Origin of the sequence: Pseudomonas wuhanensis, from assembly GCF_030687395.1 — a bacterium.
GTDB lineage: Bacteria > Pseudomonadota > Gammaproteobacteria > Pseudomonadales > Pseudomonadaceae > Aquipseudomonas > Aquipseudomonas wuhanensis.
In genome coordinates this window covers 1,109,237-1,129,570 of sequence record NZ_CP117430.1, presented here as the reverse complement: position 1 = coordinate 1,129,570, position 20,334 = coordinate 1,109,237, and the positions used below count along the sequence as shown (strand labels likewise).

General features: G+C 59.4%; 23 protein-coding genes. 14 read left to right on the top strand and 9 right to left on the bottom strand.

Annotated elements, in window-relative coordinates; genetic code table 11:
- Positions 1–26: 26 nt before the first annotated feature.
- Positions 27–287: a putative signal transducing protein gene (locus PSH88_RS05330; protein WP_305425231.1), complete on the bottom strand. Its 261-nt coding sequence runs from the start codon at positions 285–287 to the stop codon at positions 27–29.
- 6 nt (positions 288–293) lie between these two features.
- Positions 294–476 carry a CPXCG motif-containing cysteine-rich protein gene (locus PSH88_RS05325; protein ID WP_007905243.1) on the bottom strand — a complete coding sequence of 61 codons (183 nt, stop codon included), beginning with the start codon at positions 474–476 and terminating at the stop codon, positions 294–296.
- A 142-nt stretch (positions 477–618) separates the two neighbouring features.
- Between PSH88_RS05325 and PSH88_RS05320 the strand changes: the two genes are divergently transcribed.
- Complete coding sequence (locus tag PSH88_RS05320; protein WP_305483566.1) at positions 619–1,782, top strand: 1-acyl-sn-glycerol-3-phosphate acyltransferase; 1,164 nt, start codon at positions 619–621, stop codon at positions 1,780–1,782.
- Between the two features lie 132 nt (positions 1,783–1,914).
- Here PSH88_RS05320 and PSH88_RS05315 read toward each other — a convergent pair whose 3' ends face one another.
- Positions 1,915–2,193, bottom strand: coding sequence for a hypothetical protein (locus PSH88_RS05315; RefSeq protein WP_305425229.1), 279 nt, complete (start codon positions 2,191–2,193; stop codon positions 1,915–1,917).
- A 193-nt stretch (positions 2,194–2,386) separates the two neighbouring features.
- Here PSH88_RS05315 and PSH88_RS05310 point away from each other — a divergent pair, with 193 nt between their 5' ends.
- Both PSH88_RS05310 and PSH88_RS05305 read left to right on the top strand, forming a co-directional pair.
- A complete protein-coding gene (locus tag PSH88_RS05310; RefSeq protein WP_030129737.1) occupies positions 2,387–2,593 on the top strand; it encodes a hypothetical protein in 207 nt (68 codons plus the stop codon).
- A 328-nt stretch (positions 2,594–2,921) separates the two neighbouring features.
- Positions 2,922–3,299, top strand: a complete 378-nt coding sequence (locus PSH88_RS05305; protein ID WP_305425227.1) for a DUF6124 family protein — start codon at positions 2,922–2,924, stop codon at positions 3,297–3,299.
- A gap of 167 nt (positions 3,300–3,466) precedes the next feature.
- Here PSH88_RS05305 and PSH88_RS05300 read toward each other — a convergent pair whose 3' ends face one another.
- Positions 3,467–4,051, bottom strand: a complete 585-nt coding sequence (locus tag PSH88_RS05300) for a YajG family lipoprotein (RefSeq protein WP_007905851.1) — start codon at positions 4,049–4,051, stop codon at positions 3,467–3,469.
- A gap of 205 nt (positions 4,052–4,256) precedes the next feature.
- Here PSH88_RS05300 and PSH88_RS05295 point away from each other — a divergent pair, with 205 nt between their 5' ends.
- A complete protein-coding gene (locus PSH88_RS05295) occupies positions 4,257–4,490 on the top strand; it encodes a hypothetical protein (protein ID WP_008012002.1) in 234 nt (77 codons plus the stop codon).
- Positions 4,491–5,229: 739 nt separating this feature from the next.
- On the top strand, positions 5,230–6,738 hold the full coding sequence (gene mqo, locus PSH88_RS05290) for a malate dehydrogenase (quinone) (protein ID WP_305425226.1): 1,509 nt from the start codon (positions 5,230–5,232) through the stop codon (positions 6,736–6,738).
- 89 nt (positions 6,739–6,827) lie between these two features.
- Here mqo and PSH88_RS05285 read toward each other — a convergent pair whose 3' ends face one another.
- Positions 6,828–7,115 (bottom strand): PA4642 family protein, encoded by a 288-nt coding sequence (locus PSH88_RS05285; RefSeq protein ID WP_305425225.1) that lies wholly within the window; start codon positions 7,113–7,115, stop codon positions 6,828–6,830.
- 63 nt (positions 7,116–7,178) lie between these two features.
- Positions 7,179–7,664 (bottom strand): hypothetical protein, encoded by a 486-nt coding sequence (locus tag PSH88_RS05280; protein ID WP_305425224.1) that lies wholly within the window; start codon positions 7,662–7,664, stop codon positions 7,179–7,181.
- A gap of 150 nt (positions 7,665–7,814) precedes the next feature.
- Between PSH88_RS05280 and dauA the strand changes: the two genes are divergently transcribed.
- Positions 7,815–9,536, top strand: a complete 1,722-nt coding sequence (dauA, locus tag PSH88_RS05275) for a C4-dicarboxylic acid transporter DauA (protein ID WP_305425223.1) — start codon at positions 7,815–7,817, stop codon at positions 9,534–9,536.
- Between the two features lie 100 nt (positions 9,537–9,636).
- On the opposite strand, the gene PSH88_RS05270 is transcribed toward dauA, so the two are convergent.
- Positions 9,637–10,194 carry a hypoxanthine-guanine phosphoribosyltransferase gene (locus PSH88_RS05270; protein ID WP_007905841.1) on the bottom strand — a complete coding sequence of 186 codons (558 nt, stop codon included), beginning with the start codon at positions 10,192–10,194 and terminating at the stop codon, positions 9,637–9,639.
- A gap of 177 nt (positions 10,195–10,371) precedes the next feature.
- Here PSH88_RS05270 and upp point away from each other — a divergent pair, with 177 nt between their 5' ends.
- Entirely contained in the window at positions 10,372–11,010 is a 639-nt protein-coding gene (gene upp, locus PSH88_RS05265) for a uracil phosphoribosyltransferase (RefSeq protein ID WP_305425222.1), read from the top strand.
- A gap of 2 nt (positions 11,011–11,012) precedes the next feature.
- Positions 11,013–12,287: a uracil-xanthine permease family protein gene (locus tag PSH88_RS05260; protein WP_305483478.1), complete on the top strand. Its 1,275-nt coding sequence runs from the start codon at positions 11,013–11,015 to the stop codon at positions 12,285–12,287.
- 86 nt (positions 12,288–12,373) lie between these two features.
- Here the strand turns inward: PSH88_RS05260 and hemH are convergent, their stop codons facing one another.
- Both hemH and PSH88_RS05250 read right to left on the bottom strand, forming a co-directional pair.
- Positions 12,374–13,399, bottom strand: coding sequence for a ferrochelatase (gene hemH, locus PSH88_RS05255; protein WP_305425221.1), 1,026 nt, complete (start codon positions 13,397–13,399; stop codon positions 12,374–12,376).
- A 13-nt stretch (positions 13,400–13,412) separates the two neighbouring features.
- Positions 13,413–14,315, bottom strand: a complete 903-nt coding sequence (locus tag PSH88_RS05250; protein WP_305425220.1) for a TIGR01777 family oxidoreductase — start codon at positions 14,313–14,315, stop codon at positions 13,413–13,415.
- A 196-nt stretch (positions 14,316–14,511) separates the two neighbouring features.
- Between PSH88_RS05250 and PSH88_RS05245 the strand changes: the two genes are divergently transcribed.
- The 6 genes from PSH88_RS05245 to PSH88_RS05220 all read left to right on the top strand — a co-directional run bounded on the left by PSH88_RS05245 (position 14,512) and on the right by PSH88_RS05220 (position 20,246).
- Complete coding sequence (locus tag PSH88_RS05245; protein WP_305425218.1) at positions 14,512–15,498, top strand: NAD(P)/FAD-dependent oxidoreductase; 987 nt, start codon at positions 14,512–14,514, stop codon at positions 15,496–15,498.
- A 154-nt stretch (positions 15,499–15,652) separates the two neighbouring features.
- Entirely contained in the window at positions 15,653–16,612 is a 960-nt protein-coding gene (locus tag PSH88_RS05240) for a YbgA family protein (protein WP_305425216.1), read from the top strand.
- Positions 16,612–17,553, top strand: coding sequence for a MerR family transcriptional regulator (locus tag PSH88_RS05235; RefSeq protein ID WP_305425215.1), 942 nt, complete (start codon positions 16,612–16,614; stop codon positions 17,551–17,553). Before PSH88_RS05240 ends, PSH88_RS05235 begins: the two co-directional genes overlap by 1 nt.
- Positions 17,554–17,587: 34 nt before the next feature.
- Positions 17,588–19,036, top strand: a complete 1,449-nt coding sequence (gene phrB, locus PSH88_RS05230) for a deoxyribodipyrimidine photo-lyase (protein WP_305425214.1) — start codon at positions 17,588–17,590, stop codon at positions 19,034–19,036.
- A 67-nt stretch (positions 19,037–19,103) separates the two neighbouring features.
- Complete coding sequence (locus PSH88_RS05225; RefSeq protein WP_305425213.1) at positions 19,104–19,880, top strand: SDR family NAD(P)-dependent oxidoreductase; 777 nt, start codon at positions 19,104–19,106, stop codon at positions 19,878–19,880.
- A 60-nt stretch (positions 19,881–19,940) separates the two neighbouring features.
- Positions 19,941–20,246 carry a YkgJ family cysteine cluster protein gene (locus PSH88_RS05220; RefSeq protein ID WP_007905822.1) on the top strand — a complete coding sequence of 102 codons (306 nt, stop codon included), beginning with the start codon at positions 19,941–19,943 and terminating at the stop codon, positions 20,244–20,246.
- Positions 20,247–20,334 lie beyond the last annotated feature (88 nt).

Below are 20,334 nucleotides of genomic sequence, written 5' to 3'. Positions count from 1 at the left end.
CGACTCTTGATCAAACGAACGTCAGCCTAACAGACCAGCGTGCCGGGAAAGCTGTCCGGTTCATCGCCGGACAGTGGCAGCGCGGCATTGTACGCGGTGATCAGCTCCCGGGCGTATTCGGCCTGGTCGTTATCGACCGATAAACCCAGCAGGCCGGACATCGGCAGCTCTCCTGTGCCGCCGATCAAATCCCGCCCCATCAGATGCGCCTCGACCCCCTCGCTGGCCAGCATGCTCAGCAACAATTCGCCTTCCATCAGGTTTTCCGGCTCGTAGATACGCTGCATAGACCCTCACTCGTTTTCGCTGTGAACCTCGAGCAACCATTCATGACCGTCAGTCTGCAAGACAAAAGTAATGGGACGGCAACACACGGGACAATCTTCAATATAGGTCTGATCGCCGCCGGACAAGTCCAGAACGGCCTCGGATTCTTCACCACAATACGGGCATTCATAGCGCTCGGTTTCCAGCATCGCGGTCTCCCAGGTGACTTGTGCGTATAATCGCCGGTCTATTTGCAGGGCTATTTTCGTCTGGCTACCTTTTCAGACCGTGCCCCGTTGGTTTTCGATCAAAACCTTTACTTACCCTAGCCGTTTCTAACAAGAGAGCATGATGGGCGAATTCGATGCCATCCGACCTTACGACGATAGCGAAGTCCCAGCGGTGCTGGCACGGCTGCTCGGCGACAAGGCGTTTCTAGATATCCTCACCCACTTCCGCTTCCCGCGTTTTGCCGGCGCTTTAGGCTGGGCGCTCAAACCTCTTATAGCGCATCGGCTGCGCCGTGAGTTCGCCGGCATCACGTCGGTGGCCACTTTGCAGGACAAAGTCGAGTTTTACGTCGACCACACCATCGAGCGTGCCACGGACGGGGTGACCTACACCGGCGTGGAGCAATTCAAGTCCGGCAGCGCCTATCTGTTCATCGCCAACCACCGCGACATCGTGATGGACCCGGCCTTCGTCAACTACGCCGTGTACCACGCCGGCCTGCCGACCCCGCGCATTGCCATTGGTGACAACCTGCTGCAAAAACCTTTTGTCAGCGATCTGATGCGCCTGAACAAGAGTTTCATCGTGCACCGTTCGATCACCGGTCGCCGGGAAAAAATGGCGGCGTATCAGCTGTTGTCGGCGTACATCAACCACTCGATCCGCAACGACTGCGCCTCGATCTGGATTGCCCAGGCCGAGGGCCGGGCCAAGGACGGCGACGACCGCACCGAGTCGGCGATCCTCAAGATGTTCCACATGAGCCGCAAGGACGAGCCGTTCGGCGAAGTCATCCGTTCACTGAACCTCACTCCGGTGTCGATCAGCTACGAATACGACCCATGTGACCAGGCCAAGGCCCGCGAGTTGTACATCCGCGCCACCACCGGCAGCTACACCAAGGCGCCGGGCGAGGATGACGTGAGCATCGCCAAAGGCATCACCGGTTACAAAGGCCGGGTCCACGTGAACTTCGCCGCGCCGATCACCGAACTGTTCGAAGACACCAAGCAACTGGCGATCGAAATGGACAAGCAGATCCTCAGCGGTTACCGGTTGTTCCCGGCGCACTACCTGGCGTATGCGCAGTGGAAAGACGCCGACCCGCAACTGCAGGTGCCGAAAGCGGCCGAGGTGTTTGCGGCTGACGAACTGGCCAAGGCTCAGGAAGAATGGCAGGGCCGGCTGGATGCCTGCCCTGAGGAGCATCGTCCGTTCCTGGTGCTGCAATATGCGATGCCGGTGCGTAATCAGTATCGGGTCAAGGCTGGCTTGCCGCTTTAAGCGATTTCGGCTGAATACGACAGCGGCGCCTTCGGGCGCCGTTTTTGTTTGTCTTGATGCGGTAGATCAGTCAGGCACTGTACCTGTGGCGAGGGAGCTTGCTCCCTCACCACAGGGTCTGGTGTTAGAACTTCAGACGCGTGTGCTGATCCACGACACCAGCAACGCCATCCCGAGGCAGGCGAAACCGAAGCGGTAGAAAAACCGGTTCATGCGCAGGGTCGCCCAATCCAGCGTTGGCTCTTCACTGGGACGACTTTGGCGCTGCGCCTCGATACTGGCCAGGGCGCGCTGTTCGCGACGACGGGTGGCGTGCAGCAACCAGCCGCCCGGGCAGGCGAACAGCAAGGCCAGCAAATTGATCAATTTGGCGGGATGAGCGGTAAAGAGCGAAATCAATTGCAACGACATCACAAACCTCAGGCAAACCGGTGTAGCAGACGCCGGACCGACGACCACGGCGCAGATTCTACCGAAAGCGCTCCGACCTGCCCCGGCTTTCCGACAAATAACGAAACCATTTAGCCGATTGCTGTCCTGTGTCACGGCACCGTCATCTGAATCCGCCAGTCTGTCGCCCCTCGAAACCGACACGGACTCCGTCATGCTCCACGCCGAAAACCAGGACCGCCTCTACCTCATTGCCCAAAGCGACGAACAACAAACCTTAGTCGGCAGCCTCGCCTTCAACGTCCAGGACCGGCATTGGCTGGTGTATTGCGCGCTGGGTGGGCATCAACATGCGGATTTGCCGGAAGCGGATTTGCTGACGGGGGTGAGTGTTCTGGACTTTTATTCGGAGGCGGCTTGAGCGTCCTACAAACGCAGTGATTGAAAGGGAAGATTCCGACAGGTTTTGAAGGTTGTCGCTCGGAAATGGGGTGGATAGGCTTTGGGGGTCGCTGCACATCAGCGACCGGGCGTCGCAGTCCGTTCAGTTCAGCTCATTTGGTGCATAATCGCCGGCCCAAACCGGAGCGCTTCGGTGCTCGTCGTTTGGTTTAATGGTGGCTGTGCGCGGGATACCTTCGGGTATGCCGGGTTTCCGAATGGCTCGGTCTGCGACCCCGCGTACAGCTGCCTCCTTCAATCGCGTCGCAGCGATCGTGGCAGCTAAACCTTTCATTCGGAGCGTCACCATGTTCAAAGAAACACCGAATCCCCCTGAAACCGAGAACGTTTCCCCCTACGAATCCCTCGATTCAAAAAAACTCCACGACGCCGCTAACCGCGCGCTCGATCACTACCTCAACCCAGCCGCCCTCAAATCACCCGTGGCCCGCAAGCCGAGCACGATGTACATGGTTGCGCCGGATATCAAAGACGAAGACCTGTTGGCCCACACCTGTGAATCGTTGGCTCAGGCCAGCGTGATGGCGAGTGATTTTGCGGGGTATCTGGAAGGGCCGCACCGGCACACAGCGATGGCGATTCAACAGATCGTCATGCTGGCGGAACTGGCGGTGAATCGGATGCTGGATAACGTGGGCGTGCCAAAACCTGCGCCACACAGCTGATCCCTGTGGGAGCCGGGCTTGCCCGCGATGACGGATTAACATTCAACATTGATATTGACTGACACTCAGCCATCGCGGGCAAGCCTCGCTCCCACAATGAATATGCAGGCACAAAAAAACCCGGCGCCATCACTGACACCGGGTTCTTTTAAACAAGCCGCAAACCGTTACTCGGCCAGCACCTGACCAATCGTCGGGTCCTTGAACAAGCGGGTCAACGCATCACTCAACACATCACTGACCAGCTTGGTATTGGTTTCCTGATTCGGCGCCATGCCAAAACGCTGATCCAGCGACGCACCGTAGCGACCGCTGTAACGACGGTTGGCATTCTGCACATCCGAACGGAACGTCGCGCCAATCGTTGCCTCAGTCACATACAGGCCTTCCTTGGGCGACTGATACTTCAGCTCGGCCAGGGTCACCGTCAATTGCGGTGCATTCAGCGCATTGGCCGTCGGGGTAAAGCCCAGCAAGCGCACGGCCGCTTCAGCCTGAGCCTGCAACTTCGGCAGAATTTGCGCGCCCTGCACGGTGATCGCACTGGTCTCCGGGTACAGGCCACCACGAGTCCCCAGGGTTGGCGATGGACGACCATCCACCACACGCACCACCACCGGCTGACCACGACCGACCGGCGCCAGCTGAGCCGTCAACTTGGGTTCCGGGTTCAGTTGTTGCGGGCTGTGGGCGCAGCCGACGAGGGTCAAACTGGTCACAGTGATCAAACCGAACAACAGGCGTTGCAACATGCTCTTCTCTCCAGAATCAGGCACAAACAGGCCCGCAGTATAGCGGTGCGCCACTGCGGCGAACTAGCTTCGCACAACGATTACTGAAATCTCTGACAAACCCGGCACAGCACGGTTCCTGTCACACATCTGTCACCGCCCATACACATGCACGTCATCGCTCACTGGCAACCTTCACAGCAGTCACCCCACAAGGTACTTTGCCATGCGTTTTCTCATCTCAATGTTCGCGCCACGCCCACTGCATCGCTGTTTTGCCCTGCTCGACCGCGATGGCCGCTGCCAGGCGTTCAAACAGTGCAGCCTCCAGCCCATGGGCGATGGCTGGGTCGAAATCGAAGAAATCCGCCTCAACTGGCTGCACCATCCCCTGCCCGCCAGCGCCCGTGTCAGCCAGCGCCAGCCACGTGCGCGTGCGCAACAACTGTTGACCACCTGAGCGGACGCCTAATAAAAGTCATTAAACACGACCATTTCCCTGCGTTTCTTAGATACAATCTCCCCCCGATTATAAGGACGTCTCCTGATCGGGCCTCGCAGCATCGTTAATACCTCGGTATTGACACCCCCGCACCGCCCACAGAGAGCCGCCCACACAGATCGAGTGAAGCTGGCGCGCTTGCTGTTCCCTAAGCAAAACACCACTTCTCGCGAATCTGCAGAGCTGTCATTACGCTCGGTTACTGAGCTGTTTGCCCGTTTTGCCTGTCATGTACCTCATGGCGGCAATCCATCCGGGCACGGTGCCAGGCTGGGACAGCCCTTTTTTGAGGTTCACGTCTTCAAAAGAGCGTGAAAAAAACGGGTTTTCACAACTTCACAAGAGTGTGGCGAGCAAATGAATAGTTTTGCGTCTGAACATGCACCATTAGCGTCTACAACAGCCCAACGACACAGGACCGAGTATTCCTCGAACACCGGAGCCTGAAGCCTGTCCGCTACGGATTTGGTTGCACAAACGGATGTCTCGACCATAAGTCGAATTGCCAGCCGCGTGCCGAAATGAGTTCATGTGACTCTTGAAGCCAGGCCGCATGCATCCGTCGAAGTTGCAAAAAATTGCGAAGATTCGGACATGGCGATCCTGGCCATGGGTACCTGGGGCATCACTGACACGCCCCGGAACGCCTGGCAGCTATGCCGACAATTTGGTGCTGCAGATTTTGGAGACGCGTTAAATGGCGCATAACGAAGCAGTCGACGTAGTACTGGTTGGGGCCGGCATCATGAGTGCCACCCTGGCGGTACTGCTTAAAGAGCTCGACCCCGCGATCACGCTGGAAGTCGTCGAGCTGATGGATTCCGGTGCCGCGGAGAGTTCCAATCCGTGGAACAACGCCGGTACCGGTCACGCCGGGCTGTGTGAGCTCAACTACACGCCACAGGCCGCTGACGGCACCGTCGACATCAAGAAAGCCGTGCACATCAACACCCAGTTCGAGGTGTCGAAGCAGTTCTGGTCGTACCTGACCAAGAAAGGCACCTTCGGTTCGTGCAAATCGTTCATCAGCCCGGTGCCGCACCTGAGTTTCGTGCAGGGCGAGGACGGCGTCTCCTTCCTCAAGGAACGTTTCAAGACGCTGAGCAAGCACCACGCCTTCGCCGACATGGAATACACCGAAGACAAGGCCAAAATGGCCGAGTGGATGCCGCTGATGATGCCGGGGCGCGCGGCCGACGAAGTCCTCGCCGCCACCCGCGTGATGAACGGCACCGACGTCAACTTCGGCGCCCTGACCAACCAATTGCTCCAGCACCTGACCAGCGCACCCGATGCCCAGGTCAAGTACTGCAAGCGCGTCACCGGCCTGAAGCGTAACAATGGCGGCTGGACCGTCAGCATCAAGGACGTCAACAGCGGCAACACCCGTGAAGTCGACGCCAAGTTCGTCTTCCTCGGCGCGGGCGGCGCGGCCCTGCCGCTGCTGCAAGCCTCGGGCATCGAAGAAAGCAAAGGCTTTGGCGGTTTCCCGATCAGCGGCCAGTGGTTGCGTTGCGACAACCCGGAAGTGGTCAAGCACCACCAGGCAAAGGTTTACAGCCAGGCTGCCGTGGGTTCGCCACCGATGTCCGTGCCGCACCTGGACACCCGCGTGGTCGATGGCAAGAAGTCCCTGCTGTTCGGACCTTACGCCGGCTTCACCACCAAGTTCCTCAAGCACGGTTCGTTCATGGACCTGCCGATGTCGGTTCGCGCCGGCAACATCGGCCCGATGCTGGCCGTGGCCAAAAACAACATGGACCTGACCAAGTACCTGGTCAGCGAAGTGATGCAGTCGATGGAGCAGCGCCTGGAATCCCTGCGTCGCTTTTATCCACAGGCGAAAGCCGAAGACTGGCGCCTGGAAGTGGCCGGCCAACGGGTGCAGATCATCAAGAAAGACCCGAAGAAAGGCGGCGTTCTGCAGTTCGGTACCGAACTGGTCGCGGCCAAGGACGGCTCCCTTGCCGCCCTGCTCGGCGCCTCGCCAGGCGCTTCGGTGACTGTTTCGATCATGCTTGAGCTGATCGAGAAATGCTTCCCGAACAAAGCGTCCGGTGAATGGGCTGCCAAACTGGCGGAAATCTTCCCGGCTCGGGAAAAGGTTCTGGAAACCGACGCTGCGCTGTATCGCAAGATCAATGCGCACAACAACGTCGCGCTGGAACTGGTGGAAGCCAGCAACGAGACCGAAAGCTACGCTTGATTCGGTGGCCTAAAAAAACGCCCCGTCCTCATTGAGGGCGGGGCGTTTTTTATTGATCTTCGCCAGCCTTGGAAAAAGATCTTTTGATCTTAACCGCGAGCCTTGTTGATCAGCTCGATGTACTCGGCGGCGTTGCGCTGATCCTGAATCAGGGCAACGAAGTCATTGCCGCGCTCGTCCTTGCCGTCCAGATCGTAGCCGGCTTCAACAAAGAACGTCAGAAAACGCTCGAAGTCATCGATGCGCAGGCCACGGTACGCCTTGATCAGTTTGTGCAGCGACGGTGAAGTGGCGTCGACCGGCTCGAAATCGAGGAACAGTTTGATCTGCGCATCGCCGATCTCGTCACCAATCACTTGCTTCTTATCTTTACGCATTGCCGACTCCAGCTCGCAGACATTTCACAGGGCGGGCAGTTTACCCCCGCACGGCCATGGGGCTCAACGCGGACGAACGCTGCCGGTGTGCAGATCGGCCCAGATATGGCCGTTGGCGTAACTCAGAAACTGGCAATACACCGTGTCGTTGCGCAGCAAGTCGATCACCACCCGGTACTGAGCCAGCGGGTAATAGAGGGTCAGGGTTTTGCTTTTGTCGTCATAGATCGGCTTTTTCAGGCTTTTGCTTTCGCCATCGAAGTTGACCAGCACTTGGCTGATGGTCGCGCCCTTGTTCAGGGATTTGCCCTTGAGGCGGATCAGCAGCGGTGAGGTGACCGGGATCGGTTGTTGGTTGGACTGACGCTGGCTGCCGAGGACCACCGAATACTCGGTGACCTGCAACAGTTGTTGCTGCTCGGGCTCTGCATCACGCAGGGTCAGGTCGTCCGGGGGCAAAAACTGCCCGTGCATCGGCGCCGGGGCGGCAGCCAGGGGCAGGCTGAGGATCAGCAACAGGGCGGCGCAGCTGCGGGTCAAAAGGCTCATGACAGGCTCCGGGGGCGAGGCCGAGCACTCTAGCACGATGATCAATCAGGTAAATAAGCGATCCAGATCAATACTCTGGAGGACAAGGCTGGGCATACTGAAGAGCCTTCAGCCCTATTTCGACGGCGTGCCGTCTACTGTGGAGCCCTCATGTCATTCTCCATGCCCCCATTGTTCGCCGCCTGGCGTCAGACCCGGCGCGCAGGTTATAGCTTCAGGCGATTGCGTGGCGACATCAGTGCCGGGGTGACGGTAGGGATTATCGCCATCCCCTTGGCCATGGCCCTGGCGATTGCGGTGGGGGTAGCGCCCCAGCATGGCTTGTATACGGTGCTGATCGCTGCCCCGCTGATCGCCCTGACGGGAGGCTCGCGCTTCAATGTCAGCGGGCCGACAGCCGCGTTCGTGGTGATACTGCTGCCGATCACCCAGCAATATGGCCTGGGTGGCCTGCTGCTCTGCACCCTGCTTGCCGGGGTAATCCTGATTGCCTTGGGGCTGATTCGGGCCGGACGGCTGATTCAGTACATCCCTTACCCGGTGACCCTGGGCTTTACCGCCGGGATCGGCATTGTCATCGCCACACTCCAGCTAAAGGATTTGCTGGGCCTGAGTACCACCCAGCATGCCGAACATTACGTTGAGCAATTAGGCGTGCTGCTCCAGTCATTGCCCAGCGCCCGCTTGGGGGACGGGATCATCGGCGTTACATGCCTGGCGGTTCTGATCGTCTGGCCACGCTTTGTTCCACGGATTCCGGGGCATCTGGTGGCACTGGCCGTCGGCGCATTATTGGGGCTGGCGCTGGAAGGCGGCGGATTACCGATTGCAACGCTCGGCGAGCGCTTCAGCTATATCGTCGGTGGCGTCAGCCACCCCGGCATTCCGCCGTTTCTGCCGAGCTTCGACTGGCCGTGGAATCTGCCGGGCCCCAATGGCCAACCCCTGCATTTGTCTTACGACCTGATCCGCCAATTAATGGCGCCGGCCTTCGCCATCGCCATGCTCGGAGCCATCGAATCGTTGCTGTGTGCAGTGGTGGCCGATGGCATGACGGGCAGCAAACACGACCCTAACGCCGAACTCTTGGGTCAGGGCATCGGCAATCTGGTCGCACCGCTGTTCGGCGGCATTACCGCCACCGCGGCGATCGCTCGCAGCGCCACCAATGTGCGCAGCGGGGCGTTTTCGCCATTGGCGGCGATTATCCACAGTGCGGTGGTGCTGCTGGCAATACTCGTCCTGGCTCCGCTGTTCAGCTACTTGCCGATGGCTGCGCTGGCGGCATTGCTCGTGATGGTGGCGTGGAACATGAGCGAGGCCCGGCATGTCGTGCACACCTTGCGCATCGCACCACGCAGCGATGTGTTGGTTTTGCTGACCTGTCTGAGCCTGACAGTGTTGTTCGACATGGTGCTGGCCGTTGCCGTTGGGCTGTTGCTGGCCGCCGGGTTGTTCGTCAAGCGCATGAGCGACCTCACGGACACTGCCGAATTGCCTCGAGAGTTCCATCAAGCCTTACAGGATATGCCGGAGCATGTTCGTTGCTATGCGATACGCGGGCCGTTGTTTTTCGGCGCGGCGGAAAAAGCCCTGGGCGTGCTGCGCAAATTCAGCCCCGAGGTCAAAGTGGTGATTGTCGAGATGAGTGCCGTGTCGATGCTGGACATGACGGCGTTGGCAGCCTTCGACAATATCCTCAGGGATTACCGCACCGACGGCATCGGCTTGATTCTGGTCGGGACGGCTGCGCGCGTGCGCCTGAAACTCAGGCGCGCGGGCATCCATCGGGAACAGCGTCAGTTGGCTTACGTGAACAACCTGGAACAGGCTCGACGCAAAAGCGAACGCTGGCTCGCCATGCAGGACTGAGCGCGTAGTTCAAGCGAACTGCGCACGCATTCGGGCGGGAGGCCGGCCTTCAAGCATCAACGTGTCTGGTGGCTAAACCGCCCCCAGACAGTCCCCCTGCTTACATGCCTTTAACGGCAAAAATCCCGTTGGCGTTACGCCAGTACCCTTTGTAATCCATGCCATAACCGAAGATGTAACGGTCAATGCACGGCAGGCCGACGAAATCGGCTTTCAGGTCCGGGCGAGCCTTGCGGTCGTGGTCCTTGTCGATCAGCACGGCGGTGTGCACTTTGCGGGCGCCGGCGTGTTTGCAGAAGTCGATAATCGCGCCCAGGGTGTGACCTTCATCGAGGATGTCGTCGATGATCAGCACGTCACGGTCAATGAACGAGACTTCCGGCTTGGCTTTCCAGAACAGGTCGCCGCCGCTGGTTTCGTTGCGATAACGGGTGGCGTGCAGGTAGGACGCTTCCAGCGGGAATTGCAGGTGGGTGAGCAGCTTGCCGGCGAAAATCAGGCCGCCGTTCATGACACAGAACACCACCGGATTGCTTTCAGCCAGTTGTTCGTTGATGTGCGCACCGACGCGGGCGATGGCCGCCTCGACTTCAGCTTCGGTGTACAGGCAGTCAGCCTCTCGCATGATTTGACGGATATGCTCGAGATCAGCGGACATGGCGCTCTCCAGGGGGATGGTGAAGGGAGGGACAGTTTAGGAAAAGCGGGCAAAGGTACGCATCAAGCGAGGCCAGATCAAGCGTTTGTGGACTAACGTTCTGTATGTCTATAGGACAACACCCTCGGATAGATTAATCTAGGCCGGTTTTTTTGCCCGCCGCCGGAGCCTTTCCCCATGCCCATCCTCGAGATCCGCCATCCGCTGATCCGTCATAAACTTGGCCTTATGCGCCGCGCCGACATCAGCACGAAGAATTTCCGTGAGCTCGCTCAGGAAGTCGGCGCCCTGCTGACCTATGAAGCCACCAAAGACTTGCCGCTGGAAAGCTACGACATCGAAGGCTGGTGCGGCACGGTGTCTGTCGAGAAAATCGCCGGCAAGAAGATTACCGTGGTGCCGATCCTGCGCGCCGGTATCGGCATGCTCGAAGGCGTGCTGAGCCTGATCCCGGGCGCCAAAGTCAGCGCCGTGGGCGTGGCCCGCAACGAGGAAACCCTCGAAGCCCACACCTACCTGGAAAAACTGGTGCCGGAAATCGACGAGCGCCTGGCGATGATCATCGACCCGATGCTCGCCACCGGCGGTTCGATGGTCGCCACCATCGATTTGCTGAAGAAGGCCGGCTGCAAGGACATCCGCGCGATGGTCCTGGTGGCCGCCCCTGAAGGCATCGCCGCGGTGGGCAAGGCTCACCCGGACGTGACCATCTACACCGCCTCCATTGACCAGAAACTGAACGAACACGGTTACATCATCCCAGGCTTGGGCGATGCCGGTGACAAGATCTTCGGCACCAAGCAGAAGGACGCTTGAGCATGCAGCAAGAGTTCAACGATCCGCTCTGGCGCACAGTGCTGTCGGGTGCGCAGATGCTGTTCGTGGCCTTTGGCGCGCTGGTGTTGATGCCGTTGATTACCGGCCTCGACCCGAACGTGGCGCTGTTCACCGCAGGTTTGGGGACGATTCTGTTCCAGATCGTCACCGGGCGTCAGGTGCCGGTGTTCCTCGCCTCGAGCTTTGCCTTCATCACGCCGATCATTCTCGCCAAGGGCCAGTTCGGCCTGGCGGCGACCATGGGCGGTGTGATGGCGGCGGGTTTCGTCTACACCTTCCTCGGTCTTGCCGTGAAGATCAAAGGCACCGGGTTCATCGACCGCCTGCTACCGCCGGTGGTAATTGGACCGGTGATCATCTCCATCGGTCTGGCCATGGCGCCGATCGCCGCTAACATGGCGATGGGCAAGGCCGGCGACGGCACCGAGCTGATTCCTTACCAGACGGCGATGTTGATCTCGATGCCGGCGCTGCTGACCACCCTGATCGTCGCGGTGTTCGGCAAAGGTATTTTCCGCCTGGTGCCGATCATCTCCGGCGTGTTGGTGGGTTTCGCGATGGCGTTCTATTTCGGGGTGGTTGACACCGCGAAGATTGCGGCGGCACCGTGGTTCGCGATTCCACAGTTCACGGCACCGGAATTCAACTGGCAGGCGATTCTGTTCATCGTTCCGGTAGCCTTGGCCCCGGCCATTGAGCACATCGGCGGCGTGATTGCAGTGGGTAGCGTGACTGGTCGCGATTATTTGAAGAAGCCCGGCCTGCACCGCACGTTGCTCGGCGATGGCATTGCCACCACCGCGGCCGGTCTGTTCGGCGGCCCGCCCAACACCACCTATGCCGAAGTGACTGGCGCGGTGATGCTGACCAAAAACTACAACCCGAAAATCATGACCTGGGCCGCAATCTTTGCGATCAGCCTGGCGTTCATCGGCAAGTTCGGCGCCCTGCTGCAAAGCATCCCGGTGCCGGTGATGGGCGGGATTCTCTGCCTGTTGTTCGGTTCGATTGCTGCGGTGGGGATGAACACAATGATTCGCCACAAGATCGACCTGGGCGAAGCACGCAATCTGGTGATTGTCTCGGTGACGCTGGTGTTCGGGATTGGCGGCGTACTGGTCGGCACCGGCACCGGCCCGGACGATTTCGGCCTCAAAGGCATCGCGCTGTGCGCGGTGGTAGCGATTGCGCTGAACCTGTTGCTGCCGGGCCATGACAGCTGGAAGCACAAGAAGGCGGATGAGCCGCTGATCTAAGCAGGTCTCAAGAACGCCATCGCGGGCAAGCCCGCTCCCACAAGGTCAGCGCAATACCTGTGGGAGCGGGCTTGCCCGCGATGCTTTTAAAGCGCCAACGGCGCCCTTTCGCACAACGCGTTCAACGCCTTGGCCCACTGCGGATCATCGTTGAGGCACGGCACCAGCACCAACTCCTCCCCTCCCGCTTCGCGGAATTGCTCCTTGCCGCGATCACCGATCTCTTCCAGGGTTTCGATGCAATCGGCGACGAACGCCGGGCACATCACCAGGACTTTCTTCACGCCGCTTTTGGCCAACTCATCGAGGCGCGCTTCGGTGTAGGGTTCGATCCACTTGGCCCGCCCCAGACGCGACTGGAACGACACCGACCACTTGCCGTCCGGCAGGCCCAGGAGCCGGGCAAACTCTGACGCAGTACGCAAGCATTGGGCCCGGTAGCAGGTGGCTAATACTTCCGGTGACGCGTTCTGACAGCAATTATCGCTTTTAAAGCAATGGTGACCGGTGGGGTCAATCTTGGTCAGGTGCCGTTCCGGCAAACCGTGAAAGCTCAGCAACAGGTGATCGTAGTCCTGCTGCAAATATGGCGCAGCGCTGGCCACCAGGGCATCGAGGTATTCCGGCTGATCGTAGAACGGCTGGAGAATCGAGAACTGCACGTCGAGTTTCTTCTCCCGCACCACCCGTTTGGCTTCCTCGACTACCGTGGTCACGGTGCTGTCGGCGAACTGCGGATAGAGCGGCGCCAGGGTGACTTTTTTGTGCCCCTGAGCCGCCAGACGAACCAGCGTCGACTCAATGGATGGCTCGCCGTAGCGCATCGCCAGCTCCACCGGGCCGTGGGTCCACTGGGCGGTCATGGCCCGTTGCAGACGACGGCCGAGCACCACCAGTGGCGAACCGTCCGCCCACCAGATCGACGCATAAGCGTGGGCCGATTGCTCTGGGCGTTTGATCAGAATCAACGACACCAGCAAACGCCGCACCGGCCACGGCAGGTCGATCACATACGGATCCATCAGAAACTGATTGAGGTAGCTGCGCACATCCGCCACCGAGGTGGAAGCAGGTGAACCCAGGTTGACCAGAAGCAACGCGTGATCGGTCATGCAACGTCCTATTTCAGAGGCGGCTGGACAGATCGTCCAACGCCGCGCGCAAATCAGTGAACTGGAAAGTGAAACCTGCTTCCAGCAAGCGAGCCGGCATGGCCTTCTGGCCACCCAGCAGCAACAATGACAACTCGCCCAGGCCCACCTTCAACACGAGGGTCGGCATCGGCATGAACGCCGGACGATGCAACACGCGACCCAACGTCTGGGCGAATTCGCGATTGCGTACCGGCTTGGGCGCGCTGGCATTATATGGACCGCTGGCCTCATTGCGGTGCAGAAGAAAATCAATCAGGGCGATTTGATCCTTGATATGAATCCACGGCATCCACTGCCGACCATTGCCGATCGGCCCGCCCAGCCCCAGTTTGAACGGCAACAGCAGCCGCGACAAAAAGCCGCCCTCGGCGGACAGCACCAACCCGGTACGAATGAGGATCACGCGAATGCCCAAGGCTTCGGCGCGCTGCGCGGTTTCCTCCCAGGCGACACACAACTGGCTGGCGAAATCATCGATGACCGGTGGAGATTCTTCAGTCAACTCCCGTTCGCCACCGTCGCCGTACCAACCGATCGCCGAGCCAGAAATCAATACCTGCGGTCTTTGCTCGCGGCTTTCGAGCCAGGCCAGCAGGGTTTCGGTCAGGGTGATCCGGCTGCTCCACAATAACGCCTTGCGTTTGTGCGTCCAGAGCCGATCGGCAATCGGTGCCCCCGCGAGGTTGATAATGGCATCCACCGGTTCTTGACCCAGGTCCTCAAGTCGTGCGATTCCACGTACCTGATTGCCACAGACTTTGGCGACTTTTGCAGGCGTGCGACTCCAGACCGTCAGGCGATGTCCCTGGCTCAACCAGTGTCGGCAGAGTTGACGTCCTATCAAACCAGTACCGCCGGTCAGCAATATGTGCATGACATCTTCCTCGCGTGGCGTTTTACCCTGATCACTAGTCTATTTTTATAAGCAGGGATCTTTGGTATTAGGCAGGCTCTGTGCTTAACAATAGGCCAAGCTGTCAGAACGAGGACGCTAAAAGTTATACCAAAAAACAATATTGTACAGGTTTGAACCACGGCGTAGTCTGTACAGAAAGGTAAACGAGGCCCCTATGACTGTACCTATCGCAATCATCGGCACCGGCATCGCCGGACTCTCAGCCGCCCAGGCCCTGACGGAGGCCGGGCATGTCGTTCAACTTTTCGATAAAAGCCGCGGCAGTGGCGGACGCATGTCGAGCAAGCGCAGTGATGCGGGTGCCCTGGACATGGGCGCGCAATATTTCACTGCCCGCGACCGCCGCTTTGTCACCGAAGTCCAGCGCTGGCAAGCCAATGGCTGGGTTGCCGTGTGGACGCCGCAGCTCTATACCTTCCACGGCGGCCAGCTCAGACCTTCGCCGGATGAACAGACACGCTGGGTCGGCACACCCCGCATGAGCGCGATTACGCGCGGCTTGCTCGGGGATCTGGAAGTGCATTTCGCCTGCCGCATCACCGAGGTCTATCGCGGCGAAGAACATTGGCACCTGCAAGACGCCGAGGGCTTCACCCACGGTCCATTCAGTCATGTCGTCATTGCCACGCCCGCCCCTCAGGCGACCGCACTGCTGGCGGCCGCGCCGAAACTCGCCGGGGCCGCCGCCGGGGTAAAAATGGAACCCACCTGGGCCGTCGCCCTGGCGTTCGACACGCCACTGGAAACCGCCATCGAAGGTTGCTTCGTGCAGGACAGTCCTCTCGACTGGTTGGCGCGCAACCGCAGCAAGCCGGGACGCGACACCACCCTCGATACCTGGGTGCTGCACGCCACCAGTACCTGGAGCCGGCAGCATATCGACCTGCCCAAGGAAGCAGTGATCGAGCAATTGCACGGTGCCTTTGCCGAACTGCTGCACGACGCCATGCCTGCTCCGACTTTCAGCCTCGCTCACCGCTGGCTGTATGCCCGGCCGGCCAGCAGCCATGAGTGGGGTGCCTTGGCCGATGCCGATCTGGGCCTGTATGTATGCGGCGACTGGTGCCTGTCCGGCCGTGTCGAAGGTGCCTGGCTCAGTGGCCAGGAGGCAGCCCGCAGGTTGCATGAACACCTGCAGTGAATCGAATCAAGTCCAGCCCATCGCTGCTGTCGACATGGGCAGCAGCCTCGCAAAAACCTATACAAAAAATTTGACTTGTACATCTTTGAATCTATGATGAAGTCATGTTGTACAGATCCAATAATCTGTACAGGTCTGGATTCGAGGCGCTCCGATGCCCCCCACAGCCATGAAACCCAAAATCGCCATCAGCGCCTGCCTGATGGGAGCCGAAGTGCGTTACAACGGCGGGCACAAAGCATCGCGGCTGTGCAGCCTTACCCTCACTGATTATTTCGATTTCGTCCCGGTCTGCCCGGAAGTCGCCATTGGCCTGGGTATCCCTCGCGAACCGATCCGCCTGGTCGGCAACCCCGAACACCCGGAGGCTGTCGGCACGATCACCCCTGAGATCAACGTCACCCGACCGCTGGCCGAGTACGGTCAAAAAATGGCGATAGAGCTGGGCGACATCTGCGGCTATATCTTCATGCAGAAATCCCCTTCGTGCGGGCTGGAACGGGTCAAGGTCTACCACGCCAACGGCGCGCCAGTGGACCGCGGTAGCCGTGGCATCTACGCCCAAGCCTTCTGTGCGTTGCATCCTGATCTACCGGTGGAGGAAGACGGCCGCCTCAACGACCCGGTACTGCGGGAAAACTTCCTCACCCGCGTGTTCGCCTACAGCGCCTGGCAGCAGTTGCTGCAAACAGGCCTGACCCGGCGCAGCCTCACTGACTTTCACTCGCGCTACAAATACCTGTTGATGGCCCACAACCCGGTGCAATACAAAACCCTGGGCAACTTGCTGGGCAATATGGGCCAGTCCGCTCTCGAAGTGCTTGGCCCGCGCTATTTCAGCGAGCTGATGGCAGCCCTGAAAAAATGCGCCACACGCCGCACCCACACTAACGTGCTGCAGCACCTCAGTGGCTATCTCAAACAAGTCATCAGCCCTGAAGACAAACAAGAAGTGCAGCACGTCATCGGCCAGTATCGCCAGGGCATCGTGCCGCTAGTGGTGCCATTGACGCTGCTCAAACACTACTTTCGCCAACACCCGGATCCCTACATTGCGCAACAGGTTTACCTGCAACCGCACCCGGAAAACCTCAGCCTGCGAAACGCGATTTAATGAAAAATCCACCGGACACCAGCGCTAGTGAAGACCTTGGCAGCGACTTCAAGAAGGCTCTGGACGCTGGCTGGCTGCCCATTCGTGAAGTGGCCCGGCAGACCGGGGTCAATGCCGTCACCTTGCGCGCCTGGGAACGGCGCTATGGGCTGATCGTGCCCCAGCGTACGCCCAAGGGGCATCGGCTGTTCTGTGCCGAACACGTTCAACGGATCCTGACGATCCTCACCTGGCTCAATCGCGGCGTGGCTGTCAGCCAGGTCAAACAGCTGCTCGACACGCCTCAGGGGCTGACCGACCCCGTCGGGAACGATTGGCTGGTGCTGCGCCAGACACTGCTGCAAGCGGTCACTCATCTGGCCGAACGCACACTCGATGACACGGTGAATCAGGCGATGGCGCTGTATCCGCCACGCACCTTGTGTGAACGGTTGTTGATGCCGTTGCTGGCGGAACTGGAACAACGCTGGCAAGGCCAGTTCGGCGCACAGATGGAGCGGGTGTTTGTTTATTCCTGGCTGCGCAGCAAATTCGGCGCGAGGATCTACCATAACAACCGTCAGTTACGCACCGCGCCGCTGCTGCTGATCAATCACTCGGACCTGCCACTGGAGCCTCATCTGTGGCTGACGGCCTGGTTGATCAGCAGCGTCGATTGCCCGGTGGAAGTCTTCGACTGGCCGCTCCCCGCTGGCGAACTTGCGCTGGCGGTCGATCACCTGCAAGCCCGCGGCGTACTGCTGTATTCCAGCAAAGCCATGAATCTTGCGCAGCTGACGAAACTTTTGAATGGCGTCAGTTGCCCAAAAATGATTGCCGGACCAACGGTGTGTATCCACCACACCGAGTTATCCGCAAGAACCACTGCCATTGCTGACTTGTCCCTGGCCGAAGACCCGTTGTCGGCCCATCAGGGCCTGATTCAGCGTGGGCTCATTTAATGACGCTTTTTTAATGGATCGTGCGGATACCACCATGCAATTGATCTGGCTGCGCAGCGACTTGCGTCTACATGACAACACCGCCCTCTCGGCCGCCACAGCCCGCGGCCCGACTGTGGCGGTTTATTTGCTGAGTCCGCAGCAATGGCTGGCGCATGACGATGCGCCGTGCAAAGTGGATTTCTGGCTGCGCAACCTCAGCGAGTTACGCCATGCGCTGGGCGCCCTGAACATCCCGCTGCTGATTCGCAAGGCGTCCCGCTGGGATGAGGCACCGAAGGTCCTGCTCGAGTTGTGCCAGCAATTGAAGATCGACGCAGTACACGCCAACGAGGAATACGGCATTCATGAAACCCGTCGTGATGCCGCGGTGGCCCAAGCCCTGAAAGCCCAAGGCATCGACTTTTACAGCTACCTCGATCAATTGCTGCTCAAGCCCGGCACCGTGCTGACCAGAACCGGCACTTATTTCCAGGTCTTCAGCCAGTTCCGCAAGGTCTGCTACGAACGCTTGCACGCCTCATTGCCGAGATTGGTTACCGCCCCCGCCATCCAGGCTCCGTTGGGTATCGCGAGCGACGAACCTCCCTCTCGTGTCGAGGGTTTCGACACGCCCAGCGACAGGTTGCGTGCTCTCTGGCCGGCCGGCGAAGCCGAGGCCCGACGCCGCCTCGAGACCTTTACCGACGCACAGATCGACTATTACCACAGCGAACGCGACTTCCCGGCAAAACCCGGCACCAGCCAACTCTCGGCCTATCTCACCGCCGGGGTCATCTCCCCTCGTCAGTGTCTGCACGCCGCGTTGCAAAGCAATCAAGGGGAGTTCGAAAGCGGCAAGGTCGGTGCCGTCACCTGGATCAACGAGTTGCTGTGGCGCGAGTTCTACAAACATATTCTGGTGGGCTACCCACGGGTCTCCCGGCACCGCGCCTTTCGCCCGGAAACCGAAGCCCTGGCCTGGCGTGATGCACCGGAAGATCTCAAGGCCTGGCAGCAAGCCCGTACCGGCCTGCCGATTATTGATGCCGCCATGCGCCAATTGCTGGAAACCGGCTGGATGCACAACCGCTTGCGCATGGTCGTGGCAATGTTCCTGACCAAAAACCTGCTGATCGACTGGCGTGAAGGCGAGCGTTTCTTCATGCGACATCTGATTGACGGCGATCTGGCGGCGAACAACGGTGGCTGGCAGTGGAGTTCGTCCACCGGCACCGATTCGGCGCCCTACTTCCGGATTTTCAACCCCCTGAGCCAGTCGGAAAAGTTCGATGCCGAAGGGGTTTTCATCAAGCATTGGTTGCCGCAGATCAATGAAATGAACAAAAAAGACCTGCACAATCGCGCGAGACTCGATGGATTATTCGGTGTAACGGATTATCCATCGCCTATCGTCAACCTGAGCACTTCCCGTGAACGGGCCTTGGCCGCGTTCAAGAACCTGCCATCCCGACAGGGTTTATCACCACCGGAATTAAGTTGATGCCGCCGCATTGCGTTATAAATACGGTGTTGAGCCGGGAAATTATTTGGTTAAAAAGGGAATTGGGATGAGGCGTACACCTCCAAGGCGATACTGGTTGACCGGTGCCTGCAACGGTATTGGTGCCGCGCTGGCCGAAGAAATACTGAAAACCGGTGCCCATCTGGCCGTCAGTTCCCGCTCATTGGCGCCATTGAAGGCCCTGTCTCAGCGTTACCCCGGACAAGTGCTGGTGGTCGCGGGTGATTTGACCAACGGCCAACGGGTGCGCGAAATCGGCGAGCAGATTGCCAAGGAATGGGGTTCTCTGGACACCATGATCCTCAACGCAGGCACCTGCGAATACGTCGACGCCAATCAGTTCGACTCGTCAATCATCGAGCACATCGTGCGTACCAACCTGCTTGCCAGCAGCTATTGCATCGAAGCCGCCCGGCCCCTGCTGCAGGCGGGCACTGCGCCGCATCTGGTGGGCTTGGCCAGTTCGGTGACCTGGCTGCCCCTGCCACGAGCCGAAGCCTATGGCGATTCAAAGCCCGGGTTGCGTCATCTTTTCGAGTCCTTGCGCATCGACGTGGAGCCGGAAAACATCGAAATGACCATCGTCAGCCCAGGACTTATCGATATCCCCCTGAGCAACGACGCTTCAGAACACCTCGACTGGTCGGCGGACAAAGCTGCGCGATACCTCTTCGACATGCTCAAGCATCGTCCACTGGTGCTCTCCTTACCGGAGCTGCTCATGCCTGTCCTTTGGCCTCTGCCACAAAAGCCTGGCCAGACGGGACTGGAAATCGGCAAGCGTATGGAGCGAAACAATCCGCCGATCGATGGGCTGCCGTGAAGCCTGAGCGTCCGTCAGGCCTTTCACACAGCGTGGGCTCACTGCCTTACACTGCGCGCCATGAAAACCATTCCCCACACGCAAATCGCCGAACCTGCGGTCACCTGCTCGACCTGCGCGGCCTGCTGCTGCCAGCTTGAAGTCATGTTGATCACCGACACCGGCGTGCCCGAGCGTTTTATCGATACCGACGATTGGGGCGGGGAAGTCATGCTGCGACTGGATGACGGCTGGTGCGCCGCGCTCGATCGCAACAGCATGATGTGCACCATCTACGAAAAACGTCCGCTGATATGCCGGGAGTTCGAAATGGGCGCACCGGAATGCATCACCGAACGCCAGGGGATTGCGACGGCGTATCGGTGAACCTCAGGCCACCGAAGATTCAATGTGGGAGCGGGCTTGCTCGCGAAAGCGGACTTTCAATCAACATCATCGTTGAATGTTAATCCAT